A 13,819-nucleotide genomic window follows, 5' to 3' on the forward strand; every position below is an offset into this window, starting at 1 on the left:
TATTAAAATCTGGAATTTTGAGTCTGGATTTATTAGGATTATCCGTGCAAGCGGTTTCCAGACGACGAGGCAGGAGGCCGAACCGTCCGTCTATTTTATTGGCGTTTTTGCGCCAAGTGCTCAAAATCTACTCCTGATTAATTGGGTTCACAACTATATCGCCGTCTGATTTTTTGACCGATACTGTTTGGCCGACACGGTGGAGGAACTCATCAGTCGACATTTGCCCATCTGAAAACTCTTTACACCACTTGGCGTCGATACAGAAGTAGGCGATACCACCGTTCTTACCGTTTAATCTGAAGTCACTACGAGTGACAGGGTATGATGAACGGTTCACGACGGAACAGAAAGCGGTGGCAATTTGATTGATAGCGTGGTGTATCGATTCGTCTGATTCACACTCTCCCTCAACATCGATCTCGAAAATGCCTCCTCGATCAGGTGCGTATGCAGCTCCGGTAACAACATTGTCGTCTCCGTACAGCGTATGCGAAAATCCCTCGACAATAGTTTGTAATTCCTGATCGATTGATGGGATATTGTCGATCTGGCTAATATTCGGCAGAATCAGTCGTATCGTTCCATGGACCACCAACCCAACGAGTGCAAATAATAGAACCCCACCGACAAAATCGATTACAAGGAGATTGCTAACAAGGAGATAGACGGCGATAACATAGAGGACAGATACTGCAAACTGGAAAACAGAGAGTACTCCTATTGCAACCCCCCAAAATGTGGACTGCAGAGTCCCCTCGTTGAACATCTCCAACCACGAATCAGCTGAATACTTGGCTGGTACTTTATCTCTGTAAAGCAGGGTTCCGATCCGTCGGATCTCCCGTTCGCTGCTCAGCTCAGCTTCTTCTCTGCCATCCGGCCCATACACTGACTCTGATATTGAATGGCGACTGGTGACGCCAATTAATCCAATTAGAGCGAGTACGAGCAGAATTTGTCCTCCAAGGTGGTAAAATAGGTAGACGAAGGATACCGGTATGAGGTAGTACAACTTGTAGTTAGGACCTGAATCAGGAACGAAAGAGATTGGATTCATCCTTGCAGATATGAGTGACTGACCCATTAAAAACGGTGAGAAACCGTGGGATTAGTTATAAATTAATAACCACTGCGAATTGAAGACAATAAACTAGATCTTTTGATTGAATCCGACGCCTTACGGATTTGATCATTAACTCAACTGAAACATTCTTGTAACTCCGAATATGTAGCCTGTATATGACTCTCGATTTTCTCGCCACACGTATGTGGCGACCTTGGTCCCCGGACCACGATTATTTTGAGATAGAAGGATTTGATCTTGGCAATGGTTCCAATCAGCTAGAAATTGTCCTTGCTCATTCTGAAGGTCGTCCTCGAAAAGATGAGATGCGTCGTATCTGGAAGGATCGCCGGGGTGGACGCCCGAATCCTGTTCTTGTTGTTACTACATACGATACTGATTCTGTTGCGCTCTGCGGACCATCTGGTGATTCTCCACCAGTTTATCACGACGTTGATGTCGGAGTTGCTGAGCGAATTGTCGATGTTGCCCTTGAGAAACCGGACCGTTTTGCGGCACATCGTTTTCTTGGAGAAGTACTGGATCAAATAACCGACGACCTCGTCGGTCTACGTAACCAGGGTCTCCTCTCAACACACGAGCTTCGTGTCGGCGTTCCGCACCGACAAGACTGGGACGATGCTGCGACCAAAGCAGATAATGCCCTCGGGGCTGACGACGGTCGAGAGTTAGTCGAAGAACTCGGATACGAGATCGAACCGCTGCAAGGTGGTGGCTACGTTCTTCGAGATGGTGCAAAAAAGACAGCAGTCGCTGTCTTCCTCGAAGATGATGAAGCCTTCGAGCAAACGAAAGACCGCTTCTCAGGCAAATCGGCAGTCAGTTATTCACTAAACAAAGCCGATAACGAGAACCTACAGTACGTCGTTGCCAGTTCGGGTACCACTCTTCGGCTCTATACGACAGACGCTGATGCCGGATTTGGATCGCGTGGTCGGACTGATACCTTCGTCGAACTCAATCCAGATCTTCTCACCGACGATATGGCGGGCTACCTTTGGCTTCTTTTCTCTGCTGAAGCACTCCGTGATGGCGGATCATTAGAAGAAATTATGGCTCGCTCTGAGGACTACGCTGCCGACTTAGGTGAGCGACTTCGAGAACGCATCTATGATGACGTAGTACCGCAGTTGGCCGAGGCTATCGCAGAGTCGCGTGATCTCGACGACCCAACAAAAGAAGAACTGGATCAGACCTACCGGATGGCATTGGTCCTTCTTTACCGCTTGCTCTTCATCTCCTACGCTGAGGACGAGGACTTCCTCCCACGACGACGTAATGGCAACTACCGTGAGCACTCGCTGAAGAACCTCGCTAAGCGTATTGACCGAACACTAACCGACAATGAACAGGAGTTCGACGACGACGCGACAGACTACTGGGATGAGGTGATGCAACTCACGAAATATATCCACAATGGCCACGCTGAGTGGGGCTTACCAGAGTACGACGGTACTTTACTCTCTTCGAACATGGATATGTCTGAAGCTGGTGCTGAACTTGCAAAAATCGAACTTACCAATGCGGAGTTCGGTCCTGCTTTGGGCAGCCTACTCATCGACGAGACACCTGACGAGCGCAAAGGTCCTATCGACTTTCGGAATATTGGCGTCCGTGAGTTCGGTGTCATCTATGAGGGTCTCTTAGAATCTGAGTTGTCTGTCGCCGACGATGATTTAACTCTTGATGATGGGAATTACCGGCCTGCAATAGATGACGAAACAGTGGATGTTGAAGAGAGAGAAATATATCTGCACGGCCAATCAGGAGAGAGAAAATCTACGGGATCGTATTATACCGGGAGTGAATTCGTTGAACATCTCTTAGATTATTCGTTGAAGCCTGCTCTCGACGATCACATTGATAAACTCAAAGGGATGTCGGACAATAAGGCAGCGGAGCACTTCTTCGACATTCGGGTTGCAGATATCGCAATGGGTTCTGGTCACTTTCTAGTTGGTGCCATAGACCGAATAGAGAGTCGTTTATCTGGCTTCTTAGAACAACGAGATAGCAAGCTACCACGTGTCCAACAAGAATTGGACCGTCTCGAACAAGCAGCAATGGATGCCTTCGAAAACGAGGATAATGCACCAGAAATCGAACGGGATCAGTTACTTCGGCGGCAAGTGGCACGTCGGTGTATCTACGGTGTTGACCTCAATGATGAGGCAACGTTGTTAGCACGTCTTTCTCTCTGGATTCATACGTTCGTACCTGGCCTCCCTCTCACTTTCTTGGACTATAATCTCCAGACAGGGGATTCAATCGTCGGTATTGGCTCTCTCAATGAGATCACAGATCTTGCGGATGTCAAACAGAGTTCCTTGGGAATGTTTCTCGATGACGGTGATGATGAGGCAAATCTCCCTGACATTGAGGAAGAGGTAGAGATGATTGGTCAAATGGCCGACTCCGATGCCTCAGAGGTACAACAAGCTCGACAAACCCGTAATAAAATCGATGAGAGGCTTGAACAGACTGAAGCAGCACTCGATATCCTCGTGGGTTCATATCTGGACGATGATGTTGAGACTAGCGTTGTTACAATGGACTGTGACCTCACAGGTGTATCCAGTTACGACAAAGCACAAGAAGCACTCGGTGATCTTGATGTTCTTCATTTCCCAACAACCTTCCCAGAGGTATTCACTGGTGAAGATCCTGGATTTGACGTAATTGTAGGTAACCCGCCATGGGATAAAGTTCTACATGAGCCACAGCAATTCTGGGTCACCCGATTCCCCGGACTGAATGCACTCAGTAAATCAAAACGTGAGGATAGAATCGAAGAGCTTCGAGAGAAATATCCACAGATTGCCGACGAAGAAGATGAAGTACAGGCAAATCGAGAATTGTATCAGGACTATGTGACCGCTGCCTATGATGAGCAAGGTCATGGACACAAAGATTATTCAAAACTCTTTGTTGAACGGGCTCTAAACTTACAGAAGAGCAGTGGGAAGCTCGGATATGTTCTCCCACGTCAATCCCTCGTACTGGGTGGATGGAAGAAACTCCGCCAGCGACTGCTTGATGAATCTCACTTAACTGTTTTACAGGCGAGAAACCGTGGAGGATGGATCTTTGAGGACGTTCATCACAGCTACATGGTCGTTTTCCTGACACAGAACTCAGAGACAAATAACTCTGGAGCACATATTTGGCCAGCTACTAAAAGCAAAACGGCATTAGAGAAGATCTCGATTGATAATGGACTGGATCTATCGTATGATGAGGTTGTGAATCTAACTACAGAGTCACACGTTGTTTTGCCATGGCTCAACGATGAACGGGCTACGGATATCTTCCCTCAAATGGAAAATGAGTCCCGTTTGTCAGACGACAATGGGTGGATAAGTGGAATACACGATAGCCGTTGGGACTTCCGTGGTTCAGGACGACACGGACACCTAACTAAGGATCAGTACTTCACAAAGCCGCTTAGTTAGAACGTCTGCTTGCTGAAGGTGTGTCTAAAACCAAACAAGCAGACGGTGAGATCCACGAGGACCAGCTTCTTAACTTTCTCGTCAACCGCCTTGACGAGGAAGTTTCGCTCTCGTTAGCCAATAACGCTGAAATCACTGCTGAAGACATCTATGAGGTCCTCGTCGGCGCTTGCGCCGACGGGACCTCTGTCTCTACGCTCTGTGCGTCGAGCCAGAACTCACCCGCTGGGAACACGGTCCTCTACCATCTTCGGACGAAGTTCGAGCCGGAACGGCTCGAACGAGTCGCTAACACGCTCCTGCGAAAGGATCTCGATGAATTGCTCCCCGAACAGGTGGAGGTCTGCGCAGACCTCCACCTGCGGCCCTACTACGGTGACGAAGACGACACAGACGGCCTCTATCACTCGGTAGCGAAGCGTGGAACCACTGCGTTCCACGCCTATGCCACACTCTACGCGCGTGTGAAGAACAAACGCTACACGCTGGCGGTACGCCGTCTCAAAGACGGCGATACCGCAAGTAGTGTCCTCGCTGAGTTCTTCGGTGTCCTCGACGGCCTTGACGCCGGGGTCAAGGCCGTCTACCTTGATCGCGGATTCTACGACAGTAAGTGTCTCACGCTGCTTCAGGCGCACAATTACGCGTACGTGATCCCGATCATCCGGTGGGGTGAGGCGATTCAGCAAGAGCTCTCGGAAGGATGGAGTCGCGTCATTCAGCATGATCTGACGGGGAAACTCGACGGTCACAGCTGGACCGTCGATTTTCCCGTCTACATCGACTGTACGTACCTAAATGGGAAGTATGACGAGAACGGTGTGGCGCGTCACGGCTACGCCGCTGACGCGCCGTTCATCGACTCACCACGGGACGCTCGATACCACTACTCGAAACGCTTCGGTATCGAGTCAAGCTATCGCTTGTTTGAGCAAGCGATAGCGACAACGACAACACGAGATCCAACGGTACGGCTGCTGTACGTGGTGGTGAGTCTCCTCTTACAGAACGTCTGGCGGTACCTTCACTACGAGTATGTGGCGACGCCCCGCCGAGGCGGGCGTCGCCTCTGGTGGTGGCCGTACAAGGAGTTCGTCAATATGATTCGACGAGCTGCGTGGACGGCCCTCGCGGTGCGTCGGGCCGTCCCCGCGAATCGGCCACCTGACGACCGATTCCACCGCTAACCACCGACCGAGCAAGCCAGCGGAGTGAGTGGCGACGCTGTCGCGTCGGCGGCTGACCGCCGCCGACAGCGACAGCTCTCCGTCGATCCGTCCGTAATTCTCTCGTCGAGACCGTCAGTACAACCGCTTCGACACAGAACTCAGGCCGCAGAAACAGCTAGCCGAGGATGCTTTGTGAGGTACTGATTCTGAATTGACTTGAATTGGAACACTGAGGTTGAGGCCGAGTCGACTGAACCAGCGGAACCCGTCGTGGATCGTTTTGCGGTGTGACTCGGTTGGTTGGACTCGACCGCTGTCTTGCTGGAGAATCGCATCGATACCTTCAGCAGTGATTGAGACCTCCGCCTCGGGCTTTTGGATGTGGATTCGCTTTGCTGTCTGGTAGGCGATCAGATCCCGGTTATCTTCTTCAGAAGCGAAATCATCGCCCATCGAGAAGGGGTCGTCTTCCTCGTCGTCGTCTTCCAGATAGACGTTGTGGACGTTGATCATTTCAGGAGGTACGCCGATCCCACTGGGGAATTCCTCGATTGGGTGGCCCAATGCCTCCTCGAAGCGGTCGGCGAACGATTCGACAGTGATTGTTTCGGCCCCGCGTTTGAGTTGTTCGCCCCAGACGAGCTCCAGGAAGTCGACGACGGTCTGTTGTTGCATCCCGCCACCCGAGATGAGCAGATCAGTCTCAGCCGGAGAGTTTGCCATCGGCTCGACGCCGTATCGATCAAGGCTCCGGTCGATAGCTTCGTGGGCCTCTTCTTTCGTTCGCAGCGGCGGGTAGTCGGGGAAGGTATGAAGCCCCAATGCAGGACTTACCTCTCGACCTTGCTCGCCCATGTAGGTCACGCGAGTCAGCACTCGGAACTCCGGCATCCCCATGATGTCGTATTTATCGATGTCTTCGCCCATCCGCTTGGCAATTAACTCACCGTCGTCAGGTCCTCGAACACCGAACGAGACCATCGTGTCCGTATTCGAAAAGATCTGTCTGAGAATCCCCTCGTGGTCTTCTTCGATCTGGGCGGGGTTCTGACAAGCCAGACACACCGACATTTTTCCGGAGCGTGCCTTGGTCAACATCTTTTTGATGTTCATATCCTCACTGACGACGTCGTCGAACTCGTCGATCAGCGTGAAGAACGGTTCACGGTCCTCTTCTTCTTCTTCCTCGGCACGGGATTGGATCGTCGCCCAGACACGCCGGATAATTGCTGTCGACACTACCCGTTTGACTTCTTCGTTCGAGACGGTGTTTCGAACAAGAATGATCTTGCCTTCCTCGACAGCATCGTTGATCGAGACCGAGCTATTGCGATGAGAAACGATCTCCTTGCTGATTGGGCTCTCTGCCCAGTCTTGAAGGCGTCTGACGACGGGGTCAACCTCGTCTGGGTCCATTTCCGCAATACGGCGGGAGTACTGCTTGATGTCGGTTATGATACTCCCCGTTTGTGTATCGTCCAGCTCGACGCCTTCGCGTTCGAGCGAGCGGGCGAAGTTCCAGCGTTTTTCCTCGCGGCCGAGGACGTTGTACATGTCATAAAGTGTATATGGATTGTTCGAGCGGATCATCGCCCGCGTGATGTTCTTCGTAATCCCGGCCATCTTCGCCCCCCAGTAGCCCTCGGCTTTCAGAATTGCTTGAAGGTCGTCGACGATGGATTCGACCTCTCGGTCGTACCGTGGGTGGTCTTTTGGAACCGATGGGTCGAGGAAATTGATCGCGGCCACCTTGTCAGGGTGTTTGATACTACCCGGTTCGATCCAGATTACGTCGTCTAATCTGTCTTCGGGGATTTCCTGCATGAGCTCGACCGCCATATCGCCCTTCGGATCAATGACGACACAGCCGTAGCCCTTCCGAACGATCTGGTTGATGAGGTTCTTCTGAGAAGTCGTCTTGCCCATGCCTGTCGTCCCGAACATCGAGAGATGACGGAACCACGAGAACTCTTCCATGCCGACTTCCCGCATCGGGTTGTTCCCCCGCGATTGATACCCCAACCAGATATTCGCACTCGGGTCTTCGCGGTGTTTGTCGACGAAAAGTTTCCGAACGTCTTCACCCATGTAGAGGTTACCGTCGTGACCAGTCTGCTTGAAATTCATATTCAAGTACCGACCGCTCTCCGATCGGGTTTGGCAGTATTCCGTATCGACGAAATTGACGGCGAATTTACCGCGCTTGGCAGGGAGGTTGTCTTGTCCAGTAGTCGACGCGCTCGAAGCCGCCGTCCCTCCTGCTCCATTCTGCGCTTGTCCACCACCCTCAGCACTCACCGGGAGGCTGTCTTGTGTTCCCAATCCGTCTGTTAGGGCGGGCGTTTCGTCGCTTTCTGGTTCACTGGTTGTTGCCGGCGAACCTGCAGATGCTGGTGACGATCGGGACTGTGGCTGTGGCTGTGGCTCTCCTTGGTCTGCTTCGGAGCGGCCTTGTGCAGCATCAGCCTGCTTTGCACGGATCAGGTAGGATTCTTCGATGTGATTTTCAATGACGTTGAGCAGCTGCTCGTAGGTTTCTTCAGTGGGCATTTGGGCACGCATTTCATCGTGATTGATGGCCCCTTGTTCGTACGCTGCTGCGTACTCGAGAACCACATTGATGGTCTGCTCTGCTTCTTCCTCAGTTTCTGCTTCTTGTCTTATCGTCTTGGTAGTTACAGTCTCTGGGTAGTCAGATGGCGACACCGAGCGTCGGTAATAAGACTTCGACGATGACGAGACGATCCGTTTTGCCTTCTCGTACGTGGTCAAATCGTCGGCATCATCACCTAGATCGACTGGTGGGTTTTCATCCAACTCTGCAAATTCATTGGCTCCCGCATCATCGTGGGTTGCCTCAGATAGATTACCGTCTTTGGCTTCTACGGATGCGCCACCGGGGACAGACTTGCCAAATGCCGTCTTGATGAAGTCGACATTTTGGGTATGGATACTCTCATTCGGGAGATGTGCGAGCGCAGCCAACTCCTCTCTAGTTAGGATCGTACCGTTGGGGTTGAGTTCTCGGAGTGCTGCATCGAAGAAGTGTTCTTTCGCTTCTTCACCATTGAACCGAGTGGCAGTAAACTGTTGGTTGAGTCGTGCATTCTGGTAAATCGAAGTGAATACGTTCTCGATACCCTTCGCATGTCGGACAGTGGTTTTTGCACGCTGGTCGAAAACGAAGAACCGAATATTACACTCAAAGGCTGGCGTACCTTCTAGATTGCCGATGTACTTTCCTGTCCGTCGATCTTTGTCAGTGGGGTCGAGAATCTTTGGATCGATCCGAGAGTCGATGAGCCGACCTTCTTCGAGTTCGCGGGCTTTGGATTGGGCCGATGGATCGGTTCGGCCCTCTCCGTCGGTCCAATTTTCGTGGGCGGGTTCGAACACTACCTGGAAGAAGACTGCTTGATTTTTGTGACCAACCAGCTCGCTCGTGATCGCCTCATACGGGTCTCTCTCAAACGGTCCTTCTCCACTGAACGACCGAATCGGAGCGTACTTTGTGTGGTAGAGCGTGAATTCCCCGCCTGTGATATAGCTTTCTCGGGGGATCTTCGGCATGAGTCGGTTCGAAGACGAGATGTTGGCGTTTGGATACAACCCGCCGATCTGCTTTTGGATTTCCTCCTCTTCATCGCGATTCGGGGTCGAGAATATGAACCGGAGCTTCCCTTCGGAGAACCACATTTCAAACGAGTATCGTGGTGGTTGTTCTGTCTTCCCGAGCTTCTTTTTCAACCAACTCGGCTTGGTGACTGCACTATGGAACACGGAAATGAGTTGCTCTGCATTCTCGATCCCGACCGACTTACTGTACGGTTGGACTTTGAGTAGACGCCCGTCGTACTCCCTGACGCACTGACTCAGAGTATTTTCGTTGCCTGCATGGAATCGCAGAGCTTCGTATTGCTCGTCGTCGTATCTGCTCTGAAGGAACTTCTTAATCACGTTCATCTTTGCGGAGGTTTGTGTTTTTGTGAGGACATAGAGAGGAGGACAAAACCACAATATGTCGGTTTTAGTACTACATATGTTGAGATATACTTATTGGTAAATTTTAAAATAATTACATAAAAGACTGTCAACTTAATCTGCAGTTATTATTTGCTCTAACAATGTGGATTCAATTGTGTCGACAATGAATTGTCTGAATATCTTGGAGAATGGAATAAAATATGTAGTAATGATATTGGGCGAGCTCTTATTTGGCAAACTATTTCAAAATAGCACAATAAATGGGCTGTTCGATGAGCTCTCATGAGTACCGACAATTTCACCTATCTCGCTGACGCGGCAGTTGAGTCCTCATCAGTGGGATAGTGTCCTTTGGTCCACTTTTGAAATACGCTTTGTTATGAAAAAGTAGTAGATCTTATTCGAGATCTGATAGTACCCGAACCAATGAGACGACCAATATCGATCGATACGCAAAACTGATCATCTGTTTAGTAACGGTTTGTTGTACAAAGCGTCAATGAGTAGTTGGCTAGTTCCTGAGCCAGTGATACGGTTTGTTGTGGAGGTTACCGCTTAACCGCCGCCCAGTGGGCAGTTAAGACGGTAACCGTCTACAATAAACAGTATGAGCCGCAGCGAGCGATCCCCGGACGCGGTTCTGATCAGGTAGCCTCGGTCGATGGGCGGTTGTGTTTCGTTCTCACTCCGGTGAGCGTCCCCATGAACCCCATCAGCCCCGACAACACAGTTACCAGCACGAGTAGTCCCAGCAGCGGGCTGACCTCGACTACTACTGTCCACAGTGGTCCGCCGGGACCGATCTTCTCAACCGGATCGAATCTGCTCACATACACCCAGACGGAGGGGAGCGCACCGACCAGTCCCATACGGGTGCCCACACGAATGGCTCGCTTCGAGTTCTGGCGGTAGGCGTAGCCGACGACGATCCCAGCGAAGAACACCGGCAACGAACTCAGAAACGGCACATACCACCGAACCACGAACGAAAACGGCATCGAGGCGACCGCAGCGAGAACCGCGGGTGGCCACACACCATCGCTGAGTTTCGATACCACCCGATCCATACCGGATTCTGTCGCCATGCTATCAAGAGCCTGTCGCCTGCTGGGGCTGGAAAGAGATCTACAGCCTGATCAGAAAACTCATACTCTTCGCGAAGCTACGAGTCGACCGACCTTACTGACGGTTAGCGATGGTATGGGAGAAATGGTACCGCTCCGACAGCTAAAGTCGATGATACTCGTTCAAGTATTGCAGTACGTTGTATACTCTGCATCGAATTCTCGTGGTGGTGGTTGCTGGAATTGTGAACCCATATCTTTTGATGTATAGGGGTCTTCCAACACGGTCAACAACCCGTTAAATTTGGATAGGTTACCAGTTTCGAGATACTCATCCAGTGCCGTTTCAATCAAGTAATTGCGGGGGATATACCGCGGATTGGCTTCCTGCATCAACTCCTCATCTAGGCCGACAGCAGCCAATTTATTCCGAAGCTGTTCGAATTCTGTAGTTGCAAACACTGGATTATCAAACGTACCAGGCGTCTCTAATTCAAGGAACGTATTGGTATAGTCTGCGTTCGATTTTCGAAGCCACTCCAGGACTTCATCGACGAGCTCTTGCTCGTCATCTGAGTTGATTCCCAGCTTCTTCCGCATCATGGTGTAGTATTGCTCATCAAATCGATCCCCAAATTCGTTTAGTTTGACTTCGAGTTCATCATACGTGAGTGCTGATTGTGCACACAGAGGTTGGAGTGTTTCTGCGAACCGCTCGAGATTCCACCGCAAGATGGGTCGCTGGTTCCCGAATGCATATCGCCCGTGCTTATCGATTGAGCTGAAGACCGTCTCCTCGTCGTAGTAATTCATGAAGGCACAGGGTCCGTAATCAAATGTTTCGCCATCGATACTCATGTTATCCGTATTCATGACGCCATGGATGAATCCGACACGCAACCAGTCAACAACCATCTCAATCGACGACTGCATAACCGAATCGAAGAACTCTAGGTATTTCCGATCCGTCCCATTCAGCTTCGGGTAGTGCCTGTCGATAACATAGTCAGTGAATCGCTGTAGTTCGTCGGATGCTCGGCCTGCAACATACTGGAAGGTCCCGTATCGAATGTGGCTGTTCATCACTCGAACGAGGATGGCACCAGGTTCTGTCCGTCGTCGTTTGACTGCTTCGTCGGTTTCGACGACTGCCAGACTTCTCGACGTTTTGATGTTTAGATTCTGCATCGCATACGAATATACATACTCTCTGAGCATTGAGCTGACAGTTGCGTTGCCATCACCTCTTCTGGAGTAGGGAGTTCGACCAGCCCCTTTCAGTTGAATATCGTATCTCTTGCCATCGTGAACATGTTCACCGAGTATCATCGCTCTTCCGTCACCAAGTAGGGTAAAACTTCCATACTGGTGGCCTGCATATATTTGAGCGATTGGTTCTTCCAATAGGTCCTGGCCTGCCAGCACTTCAGTAGTGAGCTTCGCTGTATCCAATCCTAGATCAGCACATAGCTCGTCATCAAGAAGCAAAACGTCGGGAGTATCGATACTTTTCGGCGTTACTTTCGAATAGAGATTCGAGTCTAAATTTTTGTAAGTGGTATCAAATGAAAAGGCCATTTAGTTTCATATGGTATTATGTCTCTCGCTTTAATAATCTTGTTTTTGAAAATATTAACGATCGATTAGAGAGGTTCAAATTGGCGTGTACTGCATACACGCTCTAAGTAGAGCAATCTGTCCTGCTGATCCCGTTCTCCTTCTGTTGGTGATGTTCTGTGCGTCGACTTCAACCGATAATTGAGGCTATCCTATCGACTGGCCCGATAGTACAACAATATTAACCAACATTTTTTGGTCTTTCCGCTTGTAATGCAATAATCGACTCTTTATTAGAAGCTCTCTGATTGGGTGTTAGTCAAACTGACAAATTTATTGTCTACTGACTGTTCAAATGCTGTATGGGATTCCGTAAGGCACGCCTCAAATATGGCATCTATGGAATTATGATTATGGGGATCATACTCGTATGGTACAGTTATCATGACCCGTCTCCTCTTCTTGTAATCGGTATCGGTGCTATTCTAGGACCAATATATACACTCAGTCGCGGATACACCGCGACCAATATTTCAATAATGTTTGCAGTGGTAGCACTGAGTGGAGTGGTTGGAGGTGTCTATGCTCAGGTTACTGATCGAACATTAGTATGGAGTCTATCCTGCATTGCATCCGTCTTTAGTTAGTCACAGAACCGCGGTACAGCGGTAGCTTATCGAACTTCCTTTTCGAGGGGAATGAGGAGGCAGCTAGTGTGCACAAAGATACCTCCTCAACCCGTCTTATGCGTCGTCTCACTAGCCTCTTTCCATCCGAGTTCCTCGAAGAGCACGCCGAGAAACTCGGCGTGGTCGAACGTGATCGGAAGCTCCAGATTCCCGCCTTCGTCTGGGCATTCGTGTTCGGCTTCGCCGCTGGCGAAGGCCGAACACTTGCCGATTTTCGACGCTGTTACAACTCAACGGCGGACAAGATGCTCTCTCCAGGCGGATTCTATCAGCGGTTGACGCCAACCCTCGCGGAGTACTTCAGCGATCTCGTCGAGGCTGCTCTCGACGAGGTCGCTGTTCCCGACTCGGTTGATGTGGATGTTGAGCGGTTTAGAGATGTGATGATCGCTGATGGAACCATTCTACGGCTGCACGAACTGCTGTCTGAGAAGTACAAATCTCGGTACGAGGAGCAGGCTGGAGCGAAGCTCCACCTGCTCCAGAATGCCACCGAGAAGACGATTGAACGGTTCGAGATCACGCACGAGAAAACCCACGACAGTACTATGTTCAAGACCGGGTCGTGGCTGCAAGGACGGCTCATACTCTTCGATTTGGCGTATTTCAAATACCGCCGGTTTGCGTTAATCGACGAGAATGACGGTTACTTCGTGAGCCGACTCAAACAGAACGCTAATCCGGTGATAACGAAGGAACTCCGCGAATGGCGTGGGAGTGGTCTGCGAAAGTGTTGACTCCTCTGGAAGCGTACTAACTGTGATGAACAGTAGTTCTTGAGGCCTTTTGCTGAGGCACTTGACGGAAACCGAACTTG

6 protein-coding genes and 1 pseudogene are annotated in these 13,819 nt (G+C 50.5%); 3 read left to right on the forward strand and 4 right to left on the reverse strand.

The window, feature by feature from the left end; all coding sequences use genetic code 11:
• Nucleotides 1-127: 127 nt before the first annotated feature.
• Entirely contained in the window at nucleotides 128-1,087 is a 960-nt protein-coding gene (locus HLAC_RS17455; RefSeq protein WP_012660316.1) for a DUF8159 domain-containing protein, read from the reverse strand.
• 155 nt (nucleotides 1,088-1,242) lie between these two features.
• On the opposite strand from HLAC_RS17455, the gene HLAC_RS18605 reads away from it, so the two are divergent.
• Both HLAC_RS18605 and HLAC_RS17475 read left to right on the forward strand, forming a co-directional pair.
• A complete protein-coding gene (locus HLAC_RS18605) occupies nucleotides 1,243-4,539 on the forward strand; it encodes an Eco57I restriction-modification methylase domain-containing protein (RefSeq protein WP_012660317.1) in 3,297 nt (1,098 codons plus the stop codon).
• A 20-nt stretch (nucleotides 4,540-4,559) separates the two neighbouring features.
• Nucleotides 4,560-5,726 carry an ISH3-like element ISHla1 family transposase gene (locus HLAC_RS17475; protein ID WP_009486633.1) on the forward strand — a complete coding sequence of 389 codons (1,167 nt, stop codon included), beginning with the start codon at nucleotides 4,560-4,562 and terminating at the stop codon, nucleotides 5,724-5,726.
• Nucleotides 5,727-5,840: 114 nt separating this feature from the next.
• Here HLAC_RS17475 and HLAC_RS17480 read toward each other — a convergent pair whose 3' ends face one another.
• The 3 genes from HLAC_RS17480 to HLAC_RS17490 form a co-directional block, all read right to left on the reverse strand.
• Nucleotides 5,841-9,671, reverse strand: coding sequence for a type IV secretory system conjugative DNA transfer family protein (locus HLAC_RS17480; protein WP_012660318.1), 3,831 nt, complete (start codon nucleotides 9,669-9,671; stop codon nucleotides 5,841-5,843).
• A 665-nt stretch (nucleotides 9,672-10,336) separates the two neighbouring features.
• The gene (locus tag HLAC_RS17485) at nucleotides 10,337-10,759 is read right to left on the reverse strand and encodes a DUF5518 domain-containing protein (RefSeq protein ID WP_049934002.1); all 423 of its coding nucleotides are present in this window, start codon (nucleotides 10,757-10,759) and stop codon (nucleotides 10,337-10,339) included.
• A 180-nt stretch (nucleotides 10,760-10,939) separates the two neighbouring features.
• On the reverse strand, nucleotides 10,940-12,334 hold the full coding sequence (locus HLAC_RS17490) for a protein adenylyltransferase SelO (protein ID WP_012660321.1): 1,395 nt from the start codon (nucleotides 12,332-12,334) through the stop codon (nucleotides 10,940-10,942).
• A gap of 724 nt (nucleotides 12,335-13,058) precedes the next feature.
• Here HLAC_RS17490 and HLAC_RS17495 point away from each other — a divergent pair.
• A pseudogene (locus HLAC_RS17495) lies at nucleotides 13,059-13,727 on the forward strand (IS4 family transposase); the annotation flags it as partial.
• Between the last annotated feature and the right edge of the window lie 92 nt (nucleotides 13,728-13,819).

It is taken from the genome of Halorubrum lacusprofundi ATCC 49239, assembly GCF_000022205.1.
GTDB classification, from domain to species: domain Archaea; phylum Halobacteriota; class Halobacteria; order Halobacteriales; family Haloferacaceae; genus Halorubrum; species Halorubrum lacusprofundi.